This window comes from Streptomyces sp. NPDC088157 (assembly GCF_044741545.1).
Taxonomy (GTDB): Bacteria; Actinomycetota; Actinomycetes; order Streptomycetales; family Streptomycetaceae; genus Streptomyces.
Window position 1 is genome coordinate 1 of record NZ_JBIUSU010000007.1, and the last position, 24197, is coordinate 24197.

The 24197-nt window shown below is 72.4% G+C and carries 18 protein-coding genes; 6 read left to right on the plus strand and 12 right to left on the minus strand.

Annotation, left to right across the window (positions count from 1 at the left end; all coding sequences use genetic code 11):
- Window positions 1-356 precede the first annotated feature (356 nt).
- Complete coding sequence (locus ACIPFH_RS26970) at window positions 357-1364, minus strand: stage II sporulation protein M (protein WP_401830251.1); 1008 nt, start codon at window positions 1362-1364, stop codon at window positions 357-359.
- A gap of 130 nt (window positions 1365-1494) precedes the next feature.
- On the opposite strand from ACIPFH_RS26970, the gene ACIPFH_RS26975 reads away from it, so the two are divergent.
- Window positions 1495-2646 (plus strand): RDD family protein, encoded by a 1152-nt coding sequence (locus ACIPFH_RS26975; protein ID WP_401830254.1) that lies wholly within the window; start codon window positions 1495-1497, stop codon window positions 2644-2646.
- 17 nt (window positions 2647-2663) lie between these two features.
- On the opposite strand, the gene ACIPFH_RS26980 is transcribed toward ACIPFH_RS26975, so the two are convergent.
- The 8 genes from ACIPFH_RS26980 to ACIPFH_RS27015 all read right to left on the minus strand — a co-directional run bounded on the left by ACIPFH_RS26980 (window position 2664) and on the right by ACIPFH_RS27015 (window position 12335).
- The gene (locus ACIPFH_RS26980) at window positions 2664-3284 is read right to left on the minus strand and encodes a hypothetical protein (RefSeq protein ID WP_401830256.1); all 621 of its coding nucleotides are present in this window, start codon (window positions 3282-3284) and stop codon (window positions 2664-2666) included.
- Window positions 3285-3478: 194 nt separating this feature from the next.
- A complete protein-coding gene (ahcY, locus tag ACIPFH_RS26985) occupies window positions 3479-4936 on the minus strand; it encodes an adenosylhomocysteinase (RefSeq protein WP_356247147.1) in 1458 nt (485 codons plus the stop codon).
- 324 nt (window positions 4937-5260) lie between these two features.
- Window positions 5261-6241, minus strand: a complete 981-nt coding sequence (locus ACIPFH_RS26990) for a cation diffusion facilitator family transporter (RefSeq protein ID WP_401830259.1) — start codon at window positions 6239-6241, stop codon at window positions 5261-5263.
- A gap of 136 nt (window positions 6242-6377) precedes the next feature.
- A complete protein-coding gene (gene manA / locus ACIPFH_RS26995) occupies window positions 6378-7529 on the minus strand; it encodes a mannose-6-phosphate isomerase, class I (RefSeq protein WP_401830261.1) in 1152 nt (383 codons plus the stop codon).
- A 211-nt stretch (window positions 7530-7740) separates the two neighbouring features.
- Entirely contained in the window at window positions 7741-8874 is a 1134-nt protein-coding gene (locus ACIPFH_RS27000; RefSeq protein WP_401830263.1) for an SIS domain-containing protein, read from the minus strand.
- A 191-nt stretch (window positions 8875-9065) separates the two neighbouring features.
- Window positions 9066-9236, minus strand: coding sequence for a Trm112 family protein (locus ACIPFH_RS27005; RefSeq protein ID WP_401830265.1), 171 nt, complete (start codon window positions 9234-9236; stop codon window positions 9066-9068).
- A gap of 434 nt (window positions 9237-9670) precedes the next feature.
- Window positions 9671-11035: a phosphomannomutase/phosphoglucomutase gene (locus ACIPFH_RS27010; RefSeq protein WP_401830267.1), complete on the minus strand. Its 1365-nt coding sequence runs from the start codon at window positions 11033-11035 to the stop codon at window positions 9671-9673.
- Window positions 11036-11915: 880 nt separating this feature from the next.
- Window positions 11916-12335 (minus strand): DUF3499 domain-containing protein, encoded by a 420-nt coding sequence (locus ACIPFH_RS27015; protein WP_401830269.1) that lies wholly within the window; start codon window positions 12333-12335, stop codon window positions 11916-11918.
- A 294-nt stretch (window positions 12336-12629) separates the two neighbouring features.
- Here ACIPFH_RS27015 and ACIPFH_RS27020 point away from each other — a divergent pair, with 294 nt between their 5' ends.
- Window positions 12630-13082, plus strand: coding sequence for a metallopeptidase family protein (locus tag ACIPFH_RS27020; RefSeq protein ID WP_359121802.1), 453 nt, complete (start codon window positions 12630-12632; stop codon window positions 13080-13082).
- Window positions 13083-13155: 73 nt separating this feature from the next.
- On the opposite strand, the gene ACIPFH_RS27025 is transcribed toward ACIPFH_RS27020, so the two are convergent.
- From ACIPFH_RS27025 to ACIPFH_RS27035, 3 genes are all read right to left on the minus strand, one after another.
- Window positions 13156-14679, minus strand: a complete 1524-nt coding sequence (locus ACIPFH_RS27025; protein ID WP_401830271.1) for a DUF5719 family protein — start codon at window positions 14677-14679, stop codon at window positions 13156-13158.
- On the minus strand, window positions 14676-18347 hold the full coding sequence (locus tag ACIPFH_RS27030) for a glycosyltransferase (protein WP_401830272.1): 3672 nt from the start codon (window positions 18345-18347) through the stop codon (window positions 14676-14678). The genes ACIPFH_RS27025 and ACIPFH_RS27030 overlap by 4 nt, the downstream gene beginning before the upstream one ends.
- Window positions 18348-18585: 238 nt before the next feature.
- Complete coding sequence (locus tag ACIPFH_RS27035) at window positions 18586-18855, minus strand: WhiB family transcriptional regulator (RefSeq protein ID WP_020128551.1); 270 nt, start codon at window positions 18853-18855, stop codon at window positions 18586-18588.
- Between the two features lie 726 nt (window positions 18856-19581).
- Between ACIPFH_RS27035 and ACIPFH_RS27040 the strand changes: the two genes are divergently transcribed.
- The 4 genes from ACIPFH_RS27040 (at window position 19582) to ACIPFH_RS27055 (ending at window position 24027) form a co-directional block, all read left to right on the plus strand.
- On the plus strand, window positions 19582-20136 hold the full coding sequence (locus ACIPFH_RS27040; RefSeq protein WP_401830274.1) for a cysteine dioxygenase: 555 nt from the start codon (window positions 19582-19584) through the stop codon (window positions 20134-20136).
- A gap of 102 nt (window positions 20137-20238) precedes the next feature.
- Window positions 20239-21198 (plus strand): 2-phospho-L-lactate transferase, encoded by a 960-nt coding sequence (cofD, locus tag ACIPFH_RS27045; RefSeq protein ID WP_401830276.1) that lies wholly within the window; start codon window positions 20239-20241, stop codon window positions 21196-21198.
- Window positions 21195-22538 (plus strand): coenzyme F420-0:L-glutamate ligase, encoded by a 1344-nt coding sequence (locus ACIPFH_RS27050; RefSeq protein ID WP_401830278.1) that lies wholly within the window; start codon window positions 21195-21197, stop codon window positions 22536-22538. The genes cofD and ACIPFH_RS27050 overlap by 4 nt, the downstream gene beginning before the upstream one ends.
- Window positions 22539-23001: 463 nt before the next feature.
- On the plus strand, window positions 23002-24027 hold the full coding sequence (locus ACIPFH_RS27055) for a DNA-3-methyladenine glycosylase family protein (RefSeq protein ID WP_401830280.1): 1026 nt from the start codon (window positions 23002-23004) through the stop codon (window positions 24025-24027).
- The last annotated feature ends 170 nt before the right edge of the window (window positions 24028-24197 follow it).

A 24197-nucleotide genomic window follows, 5' to 3' on the forward strand; every position in this document is an offset into this window, starting at 1 on the left:
TCTCAGGCTTTCCTCCGGGCGCTTCCCTTCGGTCTTGCGTTTCCGACTCTATCAGATCTTTTCTCGACCCGATTTCCTCGGTGCTTTCCAGGTTCCCGCTTTTGTTTCGCGGTTTCCTTTCCGGCGGTTCCGACTTTATCAGAAGTTCCAGGCCGGTTTGACCGACCATTTGTTTCCGACTTATCGGGGGACCTCTGTGGAATCAGAGATTCAAGAGGCTGACAGATACTAACCACTGCCGACCGGACGTTGTCCAGTTCCAGGCAACTGTTCGAATCTACCTCCCCGCGCACTCCGTGTCAACGGCTTTTGCGGGGCGAAGAGGAGACTAGCAGCCCGGCGGGGCCATCCGCACATCAGGCGGCCGTCGGCACCGTGGCGCTGCGCTCGGCAGCCTCGACGTCACCCGTGTCCCCGGCCCGGGCGGCTCTGCCGCCGACGACGTAGACGTAGGTCAGGAAGACGAGTTCGGCTGTGATGCCGATGGTGATGCGGGCCCAGGTCGGCAGTCCCGACGGGGTGACGAAGCCTTCGATGGCGCCGGAGACGAAGAGGACCAGGGCGAGGCCGATCGCCATGCCCACCGCCGCCCGGCCCTCCTCGGCAAGGGCGGTGCGCCGGGACCGCGGGCCCGGGTCGATGACGGTCCAGCCCAGGCGCAGCCCGGTGCCGGCCGCGACAAAAACAGCGGTCAGCTCGAGCAGGCCGTGCGGGAGGACGAGGCCGAGGAAAGTGTCGAGCCGGCCTGCCGAGGACATGAGGCCGGCTCCGATGCCGAGGTTGAGCATGTTCTGGAAGAGGATCCAGAGGACCGGCAGGCCCAGGAAGACCCCCAGGACCAGACACATCGCGGCGGCTTGGGCGTTGTTCGTCCAGACCTGGGCGGCGAAGGCCGCGGCCTCGTGACTCGAGTAGTAGGTCTCGTACAGGCCGCCGGGGCGGGTGAGCTCGCGCAGTTCGTCGGGGGCCGCTATGGAGGACTGGACCTCCGGGTGGGTACCGATCCACCAGCCCAGGAGCGCTGCCACGGCGGTGGAGAGGAGCGCGGTGGGCACCCACCAGTGGCGCGCCCTGTAGACCGCGGCGGGGAAGCCCTGGGTGAGGAAGCGCGTCGCGTCCCGCCATGAGGCACGGCGGGTCCCTGTCACAGCACTGCGCGCGCGTGCCACGAGTTGGGTGAGCCGGCCGGTGAGTTGCGGGTCGGGGGCGCTGGACTGGATCAGGGAGAGGTGGGTGGCGGTGCGCTGATAGAGGGTGACGAGTTCGTCGGTCTCACCGCCGGTGAGGCTGCGCCGTCGGCGCAGAAGGGCGTCGAGACGGTCCCATTCGGCCCGGTGGGCGGAGACGAAGACGTCGAGGTCCATCGGTGTGCCTGCTCCTCGGCTGTTCGTCGGCGGCCGGTGATGGGTGTCAGCTTGTCGTACTGCGGCGCGATGTGCCCTCAGCTTGGCAGACTGGCCGTTCTCGGGGCGGGCCAGGGAAGGGATGACGGGCGTGAGTGAGCTGGTGACGGGTGAGGCCGTGGCCTTGGAGCTGCGGCCTGCCAGGCTGCCCAGCCGGGCGTTGGCGACGCTGCTGGACCTGATCGTGGCGTTCGTGGCCTACATCGCCGTGAGCGTCGGTCTGGTGGCGGCTACGGCGTCCTTGGACGAGGCGGCGCAGATCGCCCTGTCGATCGCCTCGTTCCTGCTGGTGCTGGTCGGTGGGCCGATCGCGGTCGAGACGCTCAGCCATGGGCGGTCGCTCGGGAAGGCGGCGTGCGGGTTGCGGGTGGTCCGGGACGACGGTGGGCCGATCCGCTTCCGGCACGCGCTGGTACGGGGCGCGCTCGGGGTGGTGGAGATTCTGCTGACGATCGGGGTGGTGGCCTGTATCGCCTCGCTCGTGTCGGCACGGGGACGGCGCCTCGGTGATGTCTTCGCCGGGACGCTGGTGGTGCGGGAGCGGGTGCCTGCGGCGCGGTCCGGTTTCGTCCCGCCACCCCCGCCCTGGCTGGCGGGACGGTTTCAGGCTCTCGATCTCTCGGCGGTGCCGGACGGGCTGTGGCTGGCGGTCCGGCAGTACCTGGGGCGGATGAACCAGCTGGATCCGCAGGTCGGCCGGGCGATGGCGGAGCGGCTGGCCGGTGATCTCGCGGCGCGTACGGGAACGCCGGTACCCCCGGAGGTGCCGCCCGCCGCGTATCTGGCGGCGGTGGCGCAGGAGCGGCAGGTCCGCGAGGCGCGGCGGGCATTCGGGAGCGGCCCGGTGGCGGCGCGGCCCGCGGGTGAGGGGCAGTTCGGAGCGGGGGTCGGTGCGCCGGGAGCCTTCGCCCCGCCGACGCCGTACGGTCAGCCCACCCCATGCGCTCAGCCCGCTCCGTACGGCCCGCCCGCTCCGTACGGCCCGCCCGCTCCGTACGGTGCCCCCACTTCATACGGCCCGCCGGCGCCGTACGGTTCGCCGATGTCATACGGTTCGCCCGGTCCGTACGGTGCGCCCGCTCCTTCCGGGCCGGCGGTCTCTTCCGGGTCTGGGGCGGCGCAGTCAGCGTCCGGGGTTGCTGGAGATCCGCTGTCGGACGCGGTGCGGTCCGTGGGGCCTGCGGAGGAGTCGGCTGCCGATCGGGGCCAGGGGCCGGCCTCCGGGTTCGTGCCTCCGGCGTAGTCGGGTCCGGGGTGACGTCAGTCGAAGGTCGACGGGGGCGTCTCGAGGTCTTCCAGCTCGATGCCGGGGGCCGCCAGGACGACGTCCCCGGCGATGTGCAGCGTGTGTTGTTCCCCGGTGTCCAGGGCTGTGACCTGGTATTCGTCCACGGTCAGGGGGCCGCTGTCAGTGGCGTGTGCTTCGCTTCTCAGCAAGGCCCAGGACTGGTCGACGGTGCGCGGGGCCAGGACCGGATCGGTGAAGGCCACGAGTCGTACTCGGGTCGCGGAGGAAGAGGGCGAGGGGGTGAGGCGAAGGAGTCGGCTGGTGGCGATGAGGAAGGCGGGGGATGTACCGGTGAAGGCGTGGGCGGGGACGTTGCCTTCTGTTGCCTGAGTGCCGGTGGGGTCGGTGCGGACCCAGGTGACGCCGTCCAGGGCCGCACCTCGTACCTGCCAGCTGCTCGCGTGGAGTTCGAGGCGGAGCGGGCGGCCGAGGTCGTCGAGGGTGAGGTCGACGGAGCCGGTGTGGTCGCCGGTGGGGGTGGTCAGTCGCGAGACGTAGCGCCAGCCGGACGGGCCGGGGGCGCATTGGAAGTGCTCGTGTGCGAGGGGGGTGTGATCGTGCGGATCGTGGAGCGAATAACGGCCGCGGGGCATGGGGGTCCTGGGGTGTGACGGGCTGGTCCGGTCCGTCTCGACGAGCCGGCCGGACAGGTTGACGGCCGGTCCGGCCTTGGGCCGAAGGGGCAGGCCCCCGGCACGGGGGTGCGGGGGCCTGCCTCGGAGGATCTACCCGGTGCCGAGAAGCGCGTCAGTGCGCGGACGCGCTTTCGGCGGACGGGGCCGCGGACTCAGTAGCGGTAGTGGTCCGACTTGTAGGGGCCCTCGACCTCGACACCGATGTACGAGGCCTGCTCGGGACGGAGGGTGGTGAGCTTGACGCCGAGCGCGTCGAGGTGGAGGCGCGCGACCTTCTCGTCGAGGTGCTTGGGCAGCACGTAGACGTCGATCGGGTACTCCTCCGGCTTGGTGAACAGCTCGATCTGGGCCAGCGTCTGGTCCGCGAAGGAGTTGGACATCACGAAGGAGGGGTGGCCGGTCGCGTTGCCCAGGTTGAGCAGGCGGCCCTCGGACAGCACGATGAGGACCTTGCCGTCGGGGAAGGTCCAGGTGTGGACCTGCGGCTTGACCTCGTCCTTGACGATGCCCGGGATCTTGGCGAGGCCTGCCATGTCGATCTCGTTGTCGAAGTGGCCGATGTTGCCGACGATGGCCTGGTGCTTCATCTTGGCCATGTCGGCGGCCATGATGATGTCCTTGTTGCCGGTCGTGGTGACGAAGATGTCGGCCGTCTCGACGACCTCGTCGAGCGTGGTGACCTGATAGCCGTCCATCGCCGCCTGGAGCGCGCAGATCGGGTCGATCTCGGTGATGATCACTCGGGCGCCCTGGCCGCGCAGCGACTCCGCGCAGCCCTTGCCGACATCGCCGTAACCGAACACGACGGCGGTCTTGCCGCCGATGAGGACGTCGGTGGCGCGGTTGATGCCGTCGATCAGGGAGTGCCGGCAGCCGTACTTGTTGTCGAACTTCGACTTCGTCACCGCGTCGTTGACGTTGATCGCCGGGAACAGCAGGGTGCCGTCCCGGTGCATCTCGTACAGGCGGTGGACGCCGGTCGTGGTCTCCTCGGTCACGCCGCGGATCTCCGACGCGATCTGGGTCCACTTCTGGGAGCCCTCGGTGATGGTGCGGTTGAGCAGCTCGAGGACGACGCGGTGCTCGTCGTTCTCGGCGGTGTCGACCGAGGGGACCTTGCCGGCCTTCTCGTACTCGACGCCCTTGTGGACCAGGAGGGTGGCGTCACCGCCGTCGTCGAGGATCATGTTCGGGCCGCCGGTGGGGCTGTTCGGCCAGGTCAACGCCTGCTCCGTGCACCACCAGTACTCCTCCAGGGTCTCGCCCTTCCAGGCGAAGACGGGAACGCCCTGCGGGTCCTCGGGCGTGCCGTTCGGGCCGACCGCGATGGCCGCGGCCGCGTGGTCCTGGGTGGAGAAGATGTTGCAGGACACCCAGCGGACCTCGGCGCCCAGGGCGACCAGGGTCTCGATCAGGACGGCAGTCTGCACGGTCATGTGCAGCGAGCCCATGATCCGGGCTCCGGCCAGCGGCTGGGTGGCGGCGAATTCCTTGCGGATCGACATCAGGCCGGGCATCTCGTGCTCGGCCAGGGTGATCTCCTTGCGGCCGAAAGCGGCCAGGGAGAGATCGGCGACCTTGAAGTCCTGTCGGTTGTCGACAGTCGTCATGGTGAGCTGCTCCTCGGGGTGTGGGTCGAGAGAGTGGAGTACGGCTGGCCTGCGCGGCGGCGGACACAGGGGTGCCCGAAGAAGGGCACGGGCATGCCCTCGCGCGCGCAGCGCAGTCCGTCGGAGGCCCTCTCTCCCTCGGACGGTCCGTACCGGGACCGCCCGACCGCCATCAGCAGCGACGTCTGGCTCCGTTCCAAGCTACACCGGAGTGGCGGGACGGCCCCAGTCCATCTCCGATCGGATCGCGCCGATCACGGTAGGTGAGGGGGAGATGAGACAGGGCCCGCCCGGGGTGGGCGGGCCCTGTGGGGGCGGTGCGGGTCAGTGCCCGGTCGGGTGCTGGGCGGGGCCGCCCGGGGTCGCCTCACGATCGGAGCCCTTGGCGGCCTCGGCCTCGCTGTAGATGTCGGGCTCGAGGTAGATGACGCGGGCGATGGGGACCGCGGTGCGGATGCGGGCCTCGGCGGCGTTGATGGCGGTGGCGACCTGGGCGGCCGTGTCGTCGTGCTGGACGGCGATCTTGGCGGCGACGAGGAGTTCCTCGGGGCCGAGGTGGAGGGTACGCATGTGGATGACGCGGGTGACGGTGTCGCCGTCGACGACCGCCGCCTCGATCTTCCGGACGTCTTCGCCGGTGGCGGCCTCGCCGAGAAGGAGGGACTTGGTCTCGGCGGCCAGCACGAGCGCGATCAGGATGAGCAGGACACCGATGCAGAGCGTGCCGATGCCGTCCCATACGCCGTCGTCGGTGAGCAGTGCCAGGCCGACGCCGCCGAGGGCGAGGACCAGACCGACGAGTGCGCCGAAGTCCTCCAGGAGGACGACCGGGAGCTCGGGCGCCTTGGCGCGGCGGACGAACTCCTTCCAGGAGTGGTCGCCCCGCAGGGGGTTGGACTCCTTGATGGCTGTGCGGAAGGAGAAGCCCTCGGCGATGATCGCGAAGACGAGGACTCCGACGGGCCAGTACCAGTGCTCGATCTCGTGCGGATGCTTGATCTTCTCGTAGCCCTCGTAGATGGCGAACATGCCACCGACCGAGAAGAGGACGATGGAGACGAGGAAGGCGTAGATGTAGCGCTCGCGGCCGTAGCCGAAGGGGTGTTGCGGGGTGGCTTCGCGCTGGGCCTTCTTGCCGCCGATGAGGAGCAGGGCCTGGTTGCCGGAGTCGGCGAGCGAGTGCACGCCTTCGGCGAGCATCGACGACGAGCCGCTGAACGCGAACGCCACGAACTTCGATGCCGCGATGGCGAGGTTGGCGCCGAGTGCCGCCACGATCGCCCTGGTGCCGCCTGACGCGCTCATGTGTTCGCGTTGTCCCTTCGCTTTCGTGCGTACGCCGTGCTGGGCGCGGCCCGTCTTCGGCTTTGCCCGTCCTTTGCCGGGGGATCATTGTTGCAGCCCCGTCCGGCAGCGGTGCGTCAGGTCGTCGCGACCGGGGTCAGACGACGACCGTGGCTCGGAAGACCGTACCCGCACCGGTCACTTCGGCCTTGTGCCCCGCGGGAACGAAGACAGACGTGCCGGGCGTCAGGGCGTGCTCGCCCGCCCGGACGGCGCCCGCGGTGCACAGGAGGATCTGCGGGGTGGGGAGGGTGAGGTCGTGGGCGGGGGCGCCCGGCGAGAGGACGTAGCGCGACAGGCGGAACTCGTCGATGGGGGTGTCGTAGACCTCTTCGCCGTCCGGGGCGGCTTCGGGGCGCAGGACGCCGGGGTCGCCGGGTTCGAAGCGGACGATACGCAGGAGTTCGGGGACGTCCACGTGCTTGGGGGTGAGGCCGCAGCGCAGGACGTTGTCCGAGTTGGCCATGATCTCGACGCCGAGGCCGTCGAGGTAGGCGTGCGGGATGCCGGCGCCGAGGAACAGGGCTTCGCCGGGCTGGAGTCGGACGTGGTTGAGCAGCATGGCGGCGATGACGCCGGGGTCGCCGGGGTAGTGGTGGGCGATGCCGGCGTAGGGGGCGTAGTCGCCGCCGAGGCGGTCGCAGGCGGCCGCTGCCTGGGCGACGGTGTGGGCCATCTCCTCGCGGTCGGCGGTGAGGATCGCCGTGAGGACCTCGCGCAGGGCGGCTTCCTCGGGGTGGGCGTGCAGGAGGTCGACGTACGGCTTGAGGGAGTCGACGCCGAGGCCGTCCAGGAGGTCGGCCGCGTGCGCGGGGGCGCGGAAGCCGCACAGACCGTCGAACTCGGTGAGGGCGCAGATGAGTTCGGGCTTGTGGTTGGCGTCCTTGTAGTTGCGGTGCGGGGCGTCGACGGGGATGCCGCGGCGTTCCTCGTCCTCGTATCCCTCCTTGGCCTGAGCCAGGTCGGGGTGGACCTGGAGGGAGAGGGGGGCGCCGGCGGCGAGGATCTTGAGGAGGAAGGGGAGGCGGGGGCCGAACTTGGTGACCGTCGCCGCGCCGAGTTCCCGTTCCGGGTCGGCGTCGATGATCTCGACGAGGGTGCCCCGGTCGGTGCGTGAGGGTGCGCCCGGGTGGGCCCCCATCCACATCTCGGCCTGCGGTTCGCCGGTCGGCTCGGTGCCGAGCAGGTGCGGGATCGCCGTGGGGGAACCCCAGGCGTAGGGGCGGACGGTGTTGTCGAGGCGGTCCATGCGGTTCTCTCTGCGTGCGGGTCTGCCAGTCTGCGGGTCTGCCGGTCTGTCCGTCGGCCGGTTTCGGTCTGTCGGGTCGTGCGTCGTCCGTCGCGTGACGTCTGTCGCTCGACGCCTGTCGCTCGATGTCTGTCACTCGACGCCTGTCGCTTGGCCTCTGTCGCCTGTCGGCCGCCGTCTGACGGTTCTTGGGAGGCGGTCGGGGTCGGGGTCAGGCTCCCGAGGCGAGCGCCAGGTAGACGGCGGCGAAGTCCGTGGTGGCGATCAGTTCGGCGAGGGTGACGAGTTCGTCGCCTGCTTCGGGCTCGAGTTCGCTGATCGGCGTGTCGTGGCTGAGGGCCAGGTCCCGGGCGGCCGGGGCGGCGGTGAGGCCGCCGATCGGGCGGTCGCGCAGCAGCACCACGCGCGCGTGCAGCGCGGGGGCCTCGTCGACGCGGTCGCGGAAGAAGTCGTCCGGGTCGGCGCTGGCGGCGAGGGGTCCGGCGAGGATCGCGTTGTGTTCGGCGAGGGCCTCGGGGAGCTCGGCAACCAGGGCGGGGCGGCCCGCGAGTTCGGCGAGGGCGGCGGCGAAGCGGCGGCCCGCCGGGCCGGCCGAGGTGCCTTCGGTCCAGATCACCGGGAGGGAGTCGGCCAGTTCGGCGGCCAGGGTCTTCGCCGGGTTGCTGTAGGTCGCGACGGCGGGGCCGCAGCGCTCGGCGACCTGGTCGAGCCGGTCGGCTACGCGTTCGAGCTCCTCGGGCGGGGCGGAGAGCAGGGCGATGCGGTCGAGGAGGGCGAGGAGGGGAGTGAGCAGGGCCCAGAGGACGCCGGGGGCGGAGGCCGCGGCCGGGACCCGCTCGTCCTGTTCGTACGGTGCGGTCGCGAGCGGTACGAACAGTCCGTGGGCGGCGCCTGCCGCTTCGGTGAGCGGGGATTCCGCGGGGGCCACGGCGGCGACGGTGCAGCCGCGGCGGTAGGCCTGTTCGGCCAGGACGGAGAGGCCCGGTTCGCTGCCGTCGGGGGTGGCGATGAGGAGGAGGTCCACGGAGCCGGCCCAGCCGGGGAGTTCCCAGCGCAGGGCGCCTGCGGCGGGGGCGACGCCGGTGGGTGTCAGGCGGATGACGGGGCAGGCGGCACCGGCCAGCGTGCCGAGGAGGTCGGCGACGCAGGTGGCGGCGGCGCCGGGGCCCGCGATGAGGATCGCGCGTGGGCGGCCGTCGGGCTGGAGGGAGTGGACGCCGGCCTCGGCCGCGTGCCGGGCGGCGGTGCGGACCCGGGCACCCGCTTCGGCCGCACCGCGCAGGAGGGCCCGGCGGTCGGCCTCGGCGAGGGCCTCCGGCGTGTCGAGCAGCGAGTCGTCGAGCATGTCGGCAGTCTCCGATCGCCTGGGGCGTCGTCGGTGTGCGGAGCCGGGGGGCGGGATGCGGCGCGGTCCCGCCCGGGTGGGGTGGTGCGTGGCACCGGGCGCGGAGCGGCGGAACGCCGGGGCACCGGGGTCACTCGGACCGGGCGGCAACGGGCCTGGCGGGGGCCGTGGGTGCGGTCGCGCGGCGTGCGTTACGCGGGTTGGTGGGCCTCGTCGACGAGCAGGACGGGAATGCCGTCGCGGACGGGGTATGCCAGGCCACAGTCCTGCCCCGTGCAGATCAGCTCCGCGTCCTGCTCCTTGAGGGGGGCGTGACAGGCGGGGCAGGCGAGGATCTCCAGGAGGCCGGCTTCGAGCGGCATGGGGTGTCCCTTCGGGGTGTCCGGATGTGCCTGGTCAGGGTACCGCTGGTGGGGTTGGGGCGGAGGGGTTGGGCGAGATGGGACGGGGAGGGGGAGGGGATGAGGTGGGAGGGGATGAGGTGGGAGGGATTGGTGACCGACGCCTCATGGTGGGGCGGGAACGAGCTGGTGGCCGGCGCACCGGGGGCGGGCGGGAAGGGACGGGGCCCAAGGGAGCTGGTGGCCGACGCACCCGGGGGCGGCGTTGAGGGGCTGGTACGGAAGGGGGCTGGTGGCCGGCACACCGGGGGTCCGGCGTTGAGGTTGGGGGTGGGCGTTGAGGGGTCGCGCCGCGGCCCTTGCCCGTCCCCACTCCCAGGGGCTTCGCCTCTTCGATCCCCTGGAGGTTTCGCTTCATTCCCTGCGGGTGCTGCTCCCCTGGCCCCCTGGGGCCTTCAGGCTCGGATGATGGTGAGCGCCTCGTCGCGGATCTTGGCCATCGTCGGTTCGTCGCGGGCTTCCGCGTTGAGGCGGAGGAGGGGCTCCGTGTTGGAGGGGCGGACGTTGAACCACCAGTCGGTGGAGGACACGGTCAGGCCGTCGAGTTCGTCCAGGGTGACGTCCTCGCGGTCGCCGTAGGCCGCCTTGATCGCGGCGATGCGATCGGCCTGGTCGGCGACCGTGGAATTGATCTCACCGGAGCCGGTGTAGCGGTCGTACTCCGCGACCAGGGAGGAGAGCGGGCTCGCCTGGCCGCCGAGGGCCGCGAGGACGTGGAGCGCCGCCAGCATCCCGGTGTCGGCGTTCCAGAAGTCCTTGAAGTAGTAGTGCGCGGAGTGCTCGCCGCCGAAGATCGCGCCGGCGCGTGCCATCTCCGCCTTGATGAAGGAGTGGCCGACGCGGGTGCGGACGGGCGTGCCGCCGTTCTCCCGCACCACCTCGGGGACGGTCCAGGAGGTGATCAGGTTGTGGATGATCGTGCCCTTGCCGCCGTTGCGTGCGAGTTCGCGTGTGGCCACCAGGGCGGTGATCGCGGACGGGGGGACGGGCTCTCCCCGCTCGTCGACGACGAAGCAGCGGTCGGCGTCGCCGTCGAAGGCGAGGCCGAGGTCGGCGGACTCCTCACGGACGCGCTTCTGGAGGTCCACGAGGTTCGCCGGGTCCAGGGGGTTGGCCTCGTGGTTGGGGAAGGTGCCGTCCAGTTCGAAGTACATGGGGACGAGCGTCAGGGGCAGACCGTCGAAGACCGTGGGGACGGTGTGGCCGCCCATGCCGTTGCCCGCGTCGACCACGACCTTCAGGGGGCGGACGGAGGTCAGGTCGACGAGTGCGCGCAGGTGCGCCGCGTAGTCCTTCAACGTGTCGGCCGTGGTGATGGTTCCCGGGGTCGGAGCCGGCGCTGGGCGGCCCGAGTCCGTCCAGCGTTCCACCAGTTCACGGATCTCCGTCAGGCCCGTGTCCTGGCCGACGGGGGCGGCGCCCGCGCGGCACAGCTTGATGCCGTTGTAGCGGGCCGGGTTGTGCGAGGCCGTGAACATGGCGCCGGGCAGGTGGAGCGCGCCGGAGGCGTAGTACAGCTGGTCCGTGGAGCAGAGGCCGATCTCGGTGACGTGTACGCCGAGGGCCGCAGCACCGCGCGCGAAGGCGCCGGTCAGACCGGGCGAGGAAGGGCGCATGTCGTGGCCTACGACGATCGCCTCGGCGCCGGTCACCTGGGCGAAGGCCGCCCCGAACAGCTCGGCCAGGGACTCGTCCCACTGGTCCGGGACCACCCCGCGTACGTCGTACGCCTTCACGAGCTGTGACAGATCAGCAGCCACGGCCAACCTTCCTGAAGTCCTGTAGGTCACCACAAACTACCCGGGCCGGTTCGCCGTCCGCGGGAGGGCCGCCGAGTGGACCCACATACGTGACCGGGCCGCCGTTCCGCGCCGTCGTCCGAGGTGGGGCCGCCGCCACAGGAGCGGCCGGTTCCGGCGCGGGCGAGCTCCGGTCGACCACGCTCGGGCACATCGCGCGGAGCCGTCCGATGCTTGCTTGCGACCACCGCGGGCAGCAGGTCGCTCTCCGTGCCCGCGAGTCCGACGGTGGCGCGGGCGGCGGGGGTCTGCGGCGGGATCGTCCCGCCGGGGCCGGGCTCGACAGGAAGTGCGTTGCGCGTCGGCCTTCGCCGCGAAGTGACCGCTCGTGGCGGCCTGTTCGGAGGGGTAAGGACGTTGGGCGAGGGTCGGGGCGGTGGCCGCGGTGAGGATCCCGTGCCTCAACTCGCGCACCGCCGCGGCTTGTTGCCCGAGCGCCACGCGCGCGTGGGTGTCGAGTACGGCGGCAGTGGCGAATCGGGGCCGCCAGGACGAGCACGCCGCCCGGCGAGGCAGCCGTGGGCGGGCCCGTTGAGCCGGCCCTCACCGCGGGTGCCGCCGGCGGGGACCCTCGGACCGCTCCGGGGTGGTTACGCGCGTGCATGCCTCAGCCGTCCCGGCAGGACGGAGCGGTGCACTTCCGCAGCGTGCGGTACGGCCGGTGGCAGGCGGCCAGGCCCGCAGGGCGACGGGCGCCCCCGACACCGATCACCCCTCCAGGGCGCGCCCCCATCCCATGGAAAGCGCTTTCCCTCCCCGGCCGAATGGATGGTCGGACTGCGAGGACGGCGCACTCGATGGGCGTACATCGGTCCGTGCGAACGGGAGGCTGGAAACCGGCTCAGTTGTCCGGCGAGCGCAATACCCGCAGGTGGCCGCGGCGCGCGACCTCCATCGGGTCCGCCGTACGTCCGCCGCCGGCCCCGGCCGCGCGTCCCTGCGGGCGGGCCGCCTCACGGACGGCGTTGGCAAGCGCTTCCAGGTCGTCCCCGCTGGGGCGTGCGGGAGCCGAACCGTCGAGGAGCCGGACGACCTCCCAGCCGCGCGGGGCGGTGAGGCGCTCGGAGTGCTCGGCGCACAGGTCGTAGCAGTGGGGTTCCGCGTAGGTGGCGAGCGGGCCGAGGACCGCGGTCGAGTCGGCGTAGACGTACGTCAGCGTCGCGACGGCGGGTCGGCCGCAGGCAGTTCGCGAACAGCGACGTACAGGGCTCACGACGTTGGACGGTACCGCACTCTTGAGCGGGCCGCGACGACTCTCCACCAGGTCACTCCACCGTGTCGGGTTGTGAAACGCCCCACGCGCCTCTCCAGTCATACCCCGCTGACCTGCAGGAACACCAGGGGTTAAACACAGGAAGACATCAGCTCGTGGTCACCACTCGACACAAACAGCATCAATTGCGATGAGTTCGCCGGTCTCGGAGAGATACGGAATCGAGCCCAACCTTGGCTGGAATGGTCATCCCACGACATGCGGGGCACGACGGTCGGCGGCGGCCGGGTTGCCGTGGGAGGCGGAGCACCGGATCGGGGCGAGGACTACGCTTCAGTAGTGATGGACAGCCCCGTACCGCCCCCCGCCGCCGCAGGCCCCGGACCCCGTCGTCGAGATCGCCACGGCCGGGGCATGCGGGGGCCGATCGCGCCGCCCCAGGTTCCGTTGGCGGCCAGCCGCGCCGACGTGTTCTCGGATCTCGTGCAGGACTCCGTGGAGCGGCTCGAGCGGCGGTGGCCGCAGCTGGCCGACATCGACTTCATGGTGCTGGAAGTGCCGCGCCTGGACGCGACCACGGAACCGTGGAACGACGAGGCGGTTCCGCTGGGCGGGACGATGCCCGCGCGCGAGGGGCGGCGGGCGCGGGTCGTCGTCTACCGGCGGCCGGTCGAGATCCGCACCAAGGGGCGCGACGAGCGGGCCGCCTTGGTGCACGAGGTGGTCGTGGAGCAGGTGGCGGAACTGCTGGGGCTGACGCCGGAGACGGTGGATCCGCGCTACGGAGAGGACTGACGTCCCCCTTGGCACGGCCGGCGCCCCTGCGCTCCTGTGTCCCTCTTCCGGGTGCCTCGACAGCCCTTTCGGGTTACTTCTGCAACACCGCGACGTTCTCGTCGGCCTCCGGCACCGCCACCGTGCCCCGGTCGTCCGGCAGGCTCTGGACGGTGAAGCCCGCGACGCCCTCCTCCGTGACCGCCAGGGTGCGGGCGGCGTAGACCGGGGTGTCCGTGAGGGGTTCCACGGTGAGGGCGTAGGTGCCCTTCAGGCCGGTGGGGACCGGGAGTTCGACGTCCTGGGTGGTGCCGCTCCTGACCGTGTACGTCTTGGACACGGACGTGCCGCCGCCGCTGCCGGCGGACGCGGTGACCTTGACCTTGGCGGTGCCCTTGGGCGCGGTCAGGGAGAGGGTGGAGCCCTTGGCGCCGTTGCCGGCGGCGGACGCGCGCGTGCCGACCGGGGCGCTCGCGCTGATGAACGCCGACTCCTGCTTGGCGCCCTTGCCGCGCAGTACCCGTACGGCCGCGACGACGGGTACCGACCGGTCCGTCGGGGTCAGGACCAGGGAGCCCGCTTCCCCGCGCGTGACGTCACCCAGGTCGACCGCGGCCGTCATGCCCGCCTTGACGTGCAGTGTCTCGTGTCCGGCGGGGGTGATCAGGCCGGAGGGGGAGGCGAGTTGGATTTTCAGGTCGGCGTCGGCGTCACCCGGCGCGTAGGCGATGAGGCGGACGGCCGTGGCGTCCTTGGGGACGCCCGGGACGACCTGGGTGCCCGCCGGGTCGGTGGAGGCCGCCAGCCAGTCCCCGCCGAGCTTCTCGTCCAGGGCCTGGACGGCGGCCCCCACACGGCCGCTGCGGACGTTGACGTGGACGGTGAGGTCCTCCTGCTTCTCGCCGGTGAGCGTGGACAGCAGGATCGGCTCGCTGGAGTGCGCCGGGATCGTGATGCCCTCCCCCACCGTGGTCGGAAGGGCGCCGTCCTTGCCGTAGAGCTCGATGTCGGCGACGGCGGCGGAGTCGTCCGGGTTGGTGAGGTGGACGTAGTCCGTGCGGTCGGCGACGGTGCTGACGCCGGGGAACCAGAACTCCGTGTCCGGTGCGGTGCAGGTGACGCCCTGGAGGCCGCGGCCGCTGCCGGCGGTGACCTCGGTGGTCTCCTGGACGGTCCAGCCGGGGGCGAACTTGCCCTCGGCGACGCCCAGCAGTGCCGGCGTCCCGCCGCCGGTGGTGTCGCCGACGGCCGGGGCGCCGGGCGCCTTGGGCGTGAGGACCGGCTTGGTCGCCTTCTTCTTGCCGCTCGCCTTGTCGGTCGTCTTGCTGTCGGCCTTGTCGGTCGTCGCGGCCGGCGACTCGGCGGTGGCCGCGACGAGTTCGGCCGTGCCGTCGCCGTCCGTGCCCTTGGTGACGGGTGTGAAGGACGTGTACGTCGTCTCGGCGAGGTCGGAGGTACTGGGCGAGGGGCAGAGCAGGCTCGTGCGCTCCACGGGCAGTTCCGCGGCCGCCTTGGCGGTGTCCGGGGCGGACGTGTCCGGCTGGTTGAGCGTGGCGAACCCGGTGACCGCGGCGAGCGCGGCCGTGCCGGCGATCAGGGACAGGGTGGTGCGGTTCACTGCTGGCTCCCGTCGGGGCGCTCGCTGCCGGTGCCGTGGGGGTGCCGGTCCGGGTCGTAGGCGGGGTCGTAGCCGCCCTGGCCGTAGGCCGACGGGTCGTAGCCCTGCTGCTGGTAGGTCTGGTCGTACGGCGCCTGCTGTGCCTGGCCGTCGTAGGCGTACGGGTCGTACTGGCCGGCCTGGTAGGGGTCGTAGCCCTGCTGGTCGTAGCCGCCCGCCGGGTACTGCTGGGCACCCTGGTACTGCTCGCCCGCGTAACCGGCGCCCGCGTAGTCCGCCTGCTCCCACTCGCCGTACGGCTGCTGCTGCGGAACCGCGAGCGGGACCTCCTCCTGTGCCGGGGACGGGAACTCGTCGTCGCCGCCCGGCTCTTCGGACTCGGAGTCCGCCTCGGCCTGGGCGCGCAGGCGGCGGGCGCGACGGCCCTCGCCCTCGGTCGCCCGGTCCGGGATCGGCTCCTCCTCGGGAAGGTCGTCGTCGACGTCCCGGCGGCGGCCGGGAAGGGCGAGGACGACGAGGACGAGGACGAGGAAGCCCTGCGCCCACAGCCAGGCGGTGTGGGTGAACGGGTCGTCGTAGGTGACGTCCAGTTTCCCGCCGGAGGAGGGGAGTTCGAAGCCCTGGGCCCAGCCGTCGACGGTGGTGGGGGTGAGGGGCTTGCCGTCGAGGGTGGCCGTCCAGCCGTCGGCGGCGGCGTCGGCCAGGCGCAGGACGCGGCTGCCGGAGCCGGCGGGGACAGTGGTGTGGATGTCGACGGGGCCCGCGGCGACCGGGGTCGCCGTGCCCTTGCCGGAGGTGGCGATGACGGCCGCGCGGGAGACCTCCTGGTCGACCCGCCACAGGGCGCTTCCGTCCTGCTGGCTGAGCCGCTTCAGGCCGGGAGTGGCGTCCAGGACGCGGGTGACCTCGCGGGGCGCGCCCTTGTGGACGAGGACGTAGCCCACGGCGAACTTGCCGAGCTGGTCCGCCTGGTCGGCGCCGGACCCGGCGACGAGATTGGCGACGACCTTGTCGAGCTGCTTGTTCTCGCCGTCGGCCGCGGCGAGTTCGGCGTCGCCGAGGCGGGCGCCGGAGCCGCGCACCAGCATGTAGCCGACGTGGGCGGCGGAGTCGCTGTCGAGGACGAGGGTGCGGGCCTGATCGCGGTTGCCTGCCTCCTCGGCGACGAACGCGGGCACCTGTACGGGGTCGCGGCGCTCCAGCGGGCCGTCGGCGCCGCCGATCATCCAGCCGGCGGCGACGAGCAGTGGGCCCGCGGCCGAGGCGAAGGCGATGAGGGCGGCCACCGGCTGGCGCCAGCCGAAGCTCTGCTCGGCGACACGCGTGCGTGCCCCGTCGGCGCCGATGACGGCGGCGGCGAGGAGGGCGATGCCGTAGACGAGGGTGGCGGGCCCGGCCCACGTCGAGCTGTTGGACAGCACCGCGAAGACGAGACCCACGAGGGCGACCGCCCACGCGGCCCAGACGCCGAAGTGGCGTTCGGAGCGCAGCAGCGCGGCCAGCGCGGCCAGCACGATGCCGATGAGCATCAGGCCGTCGACGGTGCCGGGGCCGCCGGGGCTGGCTCCGAGCAGGTCGAGGGCGGTGGCGCTCGACGGGCCGTGGTCGAGACCGGCCTGGGTGAAGAAGCCGAACGGCAGCAGGGACAGCGACCAGGGCGCGAGGATCAGCAGGGGCGTGCCCAGCTGGGCCAGGAAGCGCAGGCCGTAGGGGGTGATCTCGCGGCGGCGCACGGCCAGGACCGCGAGGCCGAGGACGAGCGCGACGGGCCAGACGATCGGCGTGAACGCGGTGGCGATCGTCAGCAGCAGCGCGTACGCCCAGGTGGCGCGCCAGCTGCCGCGGGCTCCGGACCCGTGCGTGAGGCCGCTCGCGGCGACGCCCGCGCGGGCGATGAGCGGCAGCAGGACGGCCAGGACGGCGGTACCGACCCGGCCGCCGGCGAGCGCACCGGTGGCGGCGGGCAGGAAGGCGTAGACGACGGCCGCCCAGGCCCGCAGGAGGCGTGACTCGACGAGCGGGCGGGAAGCGAAGTAGGCGGTGAGGCCGGCCAGCGGCACCGAGCAGACGAGCAGCACGGTGAGGGCGAGGCCGGTCGAGCCGAACAGCAGGGTGGCCAGCGCCGCGATGATCGCGAGGTAGGGCGGGGCGGACGGGGTGCCGCCGACGCCGGTCGGGTGCCAGGCGTCGAGGTAGCGCGACCACAGCTCGGAGGCGTCGGCCGGGGCGGGCAGCAGGGCGCCGCCCGCGAGCGCGCCGCCGCCGAGGAGGTTGCGGCAGGCGACCAGGGAGACGAGCAGCAGGACCAGGAAGAGCACCGGGCCGGGCTTGCGGGCGACGCGCTTGAGGCGGGCGAACTGCTCGATCTCCAGGAAGTCGGCGTCGTCGCCGCCGGGTCCTGATTCGACGGCGCCGCCGTGCCGGCCCGCGCCGGAGGTGGCCTCGGGGTCGGAGGAGCCGAAGAAGTCGCCGGCGGCCTGTTCGACGGTGGCCCGCACGGTCGCGCCGGGTGGCGGGAACAGGGGGCGCAGTTCATCCTTGTCGACCGCCGGCTTCCCGCGCCTTCGCCGCCCGGCGATGATCCGCTCGGGCCGCAGCAGCGTGCCCAGCAGGCCGCGGATCTCGTCGAGGGCCTGTCCGGGGACCTTGCCGACGAGGTAGGCGACGGTCCGCAGGAGCGTGCCGAGGACCAGGCGCACCAGGACCCAGGGCAGCAGGGCGGTGCGGCTGTTGACGAGGAGGGTGTAGACGGCGCCGGCCTTGTCGACCTTGTGCGGGGAGGCGCTGGTGCGGCCCGCGCAGTCGACGGTGCGGCGCTCGCGGGAGGCGGCCTCGGCGTGCCGTACGACGGCCTCGGGGGCGATGAGGACGCGGTGGCCGGCGGCCTGCGCGCGCCAGCACAGGTCGACGTCGTCGCGCATCAGGGGCAGCCGGCGGTCGAAGCCGCCGAGCTGGTCGAAGACGTCCCGTCGGATCAGCATGCCGGCGGTGGACACCGACAGTACGGACCGGACGTGGTCGTGCTGGCCCTGGTCCTGTTCGCGGCGGTCCAGGCCGGTCCAGCGGCGGCCGGAGTGGGCGATGGTGACGCCGACCTCGAGGAGTTGGCGGCGGTCGTACCAGCCGCGGAGCTTGGGGCCGACGACGGCCACGTCGTCGCGGCCCAGTTCGAGTTCGTTGTCGACCACGCGCAGCAGTTCGGCCAGTGCGCCCGGTTCCGGGGCGCTGTCGTCGTGCAGCAGCCACAACCACTGGACGGGCTCTCCGTGCGGAAGCTCCGGCAGGTCGTAGGCGTCGTCGCGCCACGTGCGCGTGACGGGGTCCCAGCCGCTGGGGCGCTTCAGGTACGGCAGTTCCTCGGGAGTGAGGACCGGGGCCGTCCGGTTGGCCTCCTCGACGGCCTGGCCGAACCCGGTGCGCCGGGCGAGGTGCAGGACACGGTCGTCCCCGAGGGCCTCGGCGACCAGGCGGGCGGAGTCGTCCGAGCTGCCGGTGTCGGCGGCCATGACGGACTGGACGGGGCGCTCCTGGCCGAGCAGCCCGGCGAGCGCGTCGGGCAGCCAGCGGGCACCGTCGTGGGAGACGATCACCGCGGTCACTACATGACGCGGGAACTCAGGTGTGGCAGCGCTGTCTTGCTGGGCTGCCGTGTGGCTGTGCACGGACATCGAGGTACGGGCCCCGGTTCGGTGGACTGCGGTGGACGCCTGCGCCGTGTGGGCGGCGGGGTGTCTCGGACGAGCGCCCACACTATCGGCTGGGCAGGACGACGGCCCGCCGCCTGTGGACAACCCACGTGCGACGGGCCGTTCGGACCGCTGTGTCCGCGCACCGCGATGCCGCGCTGCCCCCTGTGCCTGTCTGTGCCTGTCTGTGCCTGTCTGTGCCGGTCGGAGTGGGCGGTGGTCAGACCGCCGCCTTCTTCAGCCGGCGGCGCTCCCGCTCGGACAGGCCGCCCCAGATGCCGAAGCGCTCGTCGTTGGCCAGGGCGTACTCGAGGCATTCGGATCGGACCTCACAGGCGAGGCAGACCTTCTTCGCCTCGCGGGTGGAGCCGCCCTTCTCGGGGAAGAAGGACTCGGGATCGGTCTGGGCGCACAGCGCGCGCTCCTGCCAGCCGAGTTCCTCGTCCGCGTCGTCGACGTCGACCAGCAGTTGCTGCACCAGCTCGGTCATGTGCGCCCCTCGCTCTGTCTTTCGCGTCCCCGTGACGTGGCCGTTACCGATTTCGGCTGAACGACACGAGTGAAATTACAAGTGTGCTGCTCCGGGCGAGTCAAGCCGGGATCTGCTATTGGGCGTCTTATTCACTCTGCGGAACCAAGGCCAAGCGGTAAGTGTTCAAATCGCCATAAACCTTGACAAGCAGACGAAGCCCCGGAGGGCCACCGGCCCCGCACAGCGCTCGTACGGGGAAGGACGCCCAAAGATGCGATCCCGTTGCGGCACGCACGCGAAAGCGAACCGGATCACAGTCGGATCACGGGATCGCCGTGAGGCTTGCGCGCCCGGCATGTGCGCCATGTGTCCCGGTAGGCCCGTGCACAAACCTTTCACCTCGCAGAGGAACCGGATGAGGTGAACCAGGTCCCACATACCGGGCGTCGAGTTGACAGTGGAGGTGTGAACCGCTGTCCTTGTGGGCATGCTCGCGAACTTGGCACTCACCTCGACCGGCTCCGCCGGGTCCCACGGTGCTGCCCGCGCTCGCTGTAGCTGTTGTCGTCGTTCCAGCTGTTGAGCCCAACGCGCTCCGGCTGCTCCTCCTGAGTCCACCGCGACTCGGCTGCTGTTTCCCCCGGCCCACACCAGGGCGCCTCTGTTCCACCCGTGATCCGGGCGGACGGTACGCGACACCCAGCCCCCCACTCCTTCCGCCTCTCCCGCCGAGGAACGCACCCCATGAACAGCGACAGCGACCTCCAGATCGCCGGCGACATCCTCGAAGTCCCGCACCTCCTCCAGGCACCGCGCGAGCACCCGGCCACCGTCGCCGAGTTCGTCGGCCTGGCCCGCTCGATCGCCGCCGACCGGACCCAGTGGGAGCACCTGGTCCGGTACGACGCGACGACGCGCTGGTACCACCGGCTGCGCACCGGCCCCGGCTACGAGGTGTGGCTGCTGTCCTGGGTGCCCGGCCAGGGCAGCGGGCTGCACGACCACGGCCGCTCCTCCGGTGTGCTCACCGTCCTGGACGGCGAGCTGACCGAACGCACGGAGCGCGGGAAGCGGGTGCTCGGGGCGGGGGTGCAGCGGGTCTTCGCGCCCGGGTACGCGCACGAGGTCGTCAACGACGCGCTGGAGCCTGCGGTGAGCCTGCACGTGTACTTCCCGGGACTGACGGAGATGCCCATGCTCCCCGAATCCCGGCTCCACTCGACCGGGGCGGCCGGCGGGGCCCCCATCGCCTGCGCGGCGCTCGAGACCTACGGACAGAGGGACGTCGTCAGCCAGTAGGCGGACGCCGTCGGCTCGTACGGGTGGGGCGGATTTCCACAGGCGGGTGGTTGTCCACAACCGGCCGACGGACTGTCGCGGCCGCCTGCGAGACTGACTCCCATGCGCATTGTGGTTCTGGCAGGCGGCATCGGCGGTGCCCGGTTCCTGCGCGGTCTGAAGCAGGCCGTGCCGGACGCGGACATCACGGTCATCGGCAACACCGGCGACGACATCCACCTCTTCGGGCTGAAGGTCTGCCCGGACCTCGACACGGTGATGTACACGCTCGGCGGCGGCATCAACGAGGAGCAGGGCTGGGGGCGGGCCGACGAGACCTTCCACCTGAAGGAGGAGCTCGCGGCGTACGGCGCCGGGCCCGGATGGTTCGGGCTGGGCGACCGGGACTTCGCCACGCACATCGTGCGGACGCAGATGATCGGCGCCGGGTACCCGCTGAGCGCGGTGACCGAGGCCCTGTGCGACCGGTGGAAGCCTGGGGTCCGGCTCATCCCGATGACCGACGACCGGGTGGAGACCCATGTCGCGGTCGAGGCGGACGGCGAGCGCAAGGCCGTGCACTTCCAGGAGTACTGGGTGCGGCTGCGGGCGTCCGTGCCGGCGGAGGCGGTCGTGCCCGTGGGCGCCGAGCAGGCGAAGCCGGCCCCCGGGGTGCTGGAAGCCATCGCGGCGGCGGACGTGATCCTCTTCCCGCCGTCCAACCCGATCGTGTCGATCGGCACGATCCTCGCCGTGCCGGGCATCCGCGAGGCGATCGCCGAGGCCGGGGTACCGGTGGTGGGCCTGTCGCCCATCGTCGGGGACGCGCCCGTGCGCGGCATGGCCGACAAGGTGCTCGCGGCGGTCGGCGTGGAGTCCACGGCCGCGGCGGTGGCCGAGCACTACGGCTCGGGTCTCCTGGACGGCTGGCTGGTCGACACCGTGGACGCGGGCACGGTGGAGCGGGTGGAGACGGCCGGGATCCGCTGCCGTGCCGTCCCGCTGATGATGAGCGACCTCGACGCGACCGCGCGGATGGCCCGGGAGGCGCTGGCGCTGGCGGAGGAGGTGCGCGGGGTATGAGCGGGTCCTTCGAAACCGGTTACCGGGTCTGGGCCGTGAGCGGACTGCCCGAGGTGCGGGCCGGGGACGACCTCGTGAAACTGATCGCCGCCGCCGAGCCGGGTCTCGCCGACGGTGACGTACTGCTCGTCACTTCGAAGATCGTGTCCAAGGCGGAGGGGCGGATCGTCCGGGCGGCCGACCGGGAGGCCGCGATCGACGCCGAGACCGTGCGGGTGGTGGCCCGGCGCGGGGCGCTGCGGATCGTCGAGAACCGGCAGGGTCTTGTCATGGCCGCCGCCGGGGTCGATGCCTCCAACACCCCCGCGGGGACCGTGCTGTTGCTGCCCGAGGACCCGGACGCGTCGGCACGGACGATCCGGGACGGGCTGCGGGACGCGCTCGGCGTCGACGTAGGGGTCGTCGTCACCGACACCTCCGGGCGGCCCTGGCGCGCCGGGCTCACGGACGTGGCGATCGGGGCCGCGGGGGTGCGGGTGCTGGACGACCTGCGCGGGGGCACGGACGCGCACGGCAATCCGCTGAGCGCGACCGTGGTCGCCACGGCGGACGAACTGGCCGCCGCCGGAGACCTCGTGAAGGGGAAGGCCGCCGGGCTGCCCGTGGCCGTGGTGCGGGGGCTGGAGCACGTCGTCCTGACCGAGCGCGACGGCGGCGACGAGGACGGGTCCGCCGGGAGCGACACCGGGGCGCGGGTCATGGTGCGCGGTGCGCGCGACGACATGTTCCGGCTGGGTACGTCCGAGGCGGTGCGGCTGGCCGTCACCCAGCGGCGGACCGTGCGGTCGTTCACCGACGAGCCGGTGGATCCCGGAGCGGTACGGCGGGCGGTGGCGGCGGCCGTCACGGCGCCGGCGCCGCATCACACGACGCCGTGGCGGTTCGTGCTGCTGGAGTCGGCGGGGTCGAGGGTGCGGCTGCTGGACGCCATGCGGGACGCGTGGATCGCGGATCTGCGGCGGGACGGGAAGTCGGAGGACTCCGTCGCCAAGCGGGTGCGGCGGGGGGACGTCCTGCGCAACGCGCCCTATCTCGTGGTGCCGTGCCTGGTGATGGACGGGTCTCACACCTACGGCGACGCGCGACGGGACGCGGCCGAGCGGGAGATGTTCGTGGTCGCGGCCGGGGCCGGCGTGCAGAACTTCCTGGTCGCCCTGGCCGGGGAGCGGCTGGGGTCCGCGTGGGTGTCGTCGACGATGTTCTGCCGGGACGTGGTGCGGGAGGTGCTGGGGCTGCCGGAGGACTGGGACCCGATGGGAGCGGTGGCGGTCGGGCACGCGGCGGAGGAGCCCCGGGCCCGTGGGGAGCGGGAGGTGGGGGACTTCGTCGAGGTCCGGTGAGGCGCGCGGCGCGACGGGATGTGGCTCGCGTGAGGTGTGCGAGGTGATCCGTGGTGGGCCGCGGTGGGCTGCCGGGCGGTGCGCCCGTCCGCCTCGCGTGATGAGCGCGTGCCCGCGAAGTGTGCCGGGCACGGCCGCGGTGGGCTGCCGGGCGGTGCGCCCGTCCGCCTCGCGTGATGTGCGCGCCCGAGAAGTGTGCCAGGCACGGCCGCGGTGGGCTGCCGGGCGGTGCGCCCGTCCGCCTCGCGTGATGTGCGCGCCCGAGAAGTGTGCCGGGCACGGCCGCGATGGGCTGCCGGGCGGTGCGCCCGTCCGCCTCGCGTGATGAGCGCGTGTCCGCGGTCGTGTGCGCCGTGCGGTGACCTGTGCCCGGGGTGCGCCTACTCTCGTAGCAGCCCTTTGGCTCTCGTGGCGCTCCTGCGCCTCTCGTCGCAGCTCCTCTTCTCCAGCCGGGACTTCATTCGTGTCAGGACGGTTCTCTCCCCGCCCCCGCCTCCCCCACAGCCCCAAGGGCGTGGGAGGCGCCCCCGTCCCCGTGCGCGGCGGGTATGTCGGAGTGCCGCGGCAGGTCTCGGCGCCGGGGCGGGTGCGGACCTGGGTGCCCGAGGGGCCGCTCGATCTCGGGCTGGTGCTCGGACCGCTCAGGCGTGGGCCCGGCGACCCGACGTTCCGCGCCATGCCGGACGGGTCCGTGTGGCGGGCCAGTCTGACCCCCGCCGGGCCGGGGACGCTGCGCGTCGCGGCGGACGGCGGCGCGGTGCGTGGGGAGGCGTGGGGGCCGGGGGCGCAGTGGCTGTTGGAGCGGTTGCCGGAGATGCTCGGGGCCGCTGACGCGCCGGAGGCGTTCGTGCCTCGGCATCGCGTCGTGGCGACGGCCAGGCACCGGCGGCCGGGGCTCAGGCTGACGCGGACCGGGCTGGTGCTGGAGTCGTTGATCCCTTCCGTGCTGGAGCAGAAGGTCACCACCGACGAGGCGTATCGGGCGTGGCGCCTGCTGGTGCGCAAGTTCGGCGAGCCCGCGCCGGGGCCCGCGGCGGGTGGCCGGCTGTGGGTCATGCCCGCACCGCGGACGTGGGCGCTGATTCCGTCCTGGGAGTGGCATCTGGCGGGGGTCGACGACAAGCGGGCGTCGACGATTCTGCGGGCCGTTCGCGTGGCCGCCCGGATGGAGGAGGCGATGCGGATGGCTCCGGCCGAGGCGCAGGCCCGCCTGGAGGTCGTGCCGGGGATCGGGCCGTGGACGTCCGCGGAGACTGTGCAGCGCAGTCATGGGGCGCCGGACGCGGTGACCGTGGGGGATCTGCATCTGCCGGGGATCGTGGGATGGGCGTTGGCGGGGGATCGCGGGGCCGACGACTCGGTGATGCTGGAGCTGCTGGAGCCGTATGCGGGGCAGCGGCATCGGGCGGCCCGGTTGATCCTGTTGAGCGGGCGGGTGCCGCCTCGGCGGGCGCCGCGGATGACGCGGGGCGACATCGGGAAGCTGTGAGGGGCTCTGCGGGAACCGGGGCGAGGGGGTTTCGCCCCGCCGCCCCTACCCGTTCCCATCCTCACCATGGGGTGCAGCTAACGGGTGCTGCTCCCCGGACCATCGTGTCGGCCTGGGCGGCCGCGTCCTCGATCTCCCCCGCGGTGGGCACCCCCGGACGGGCTGAGCAA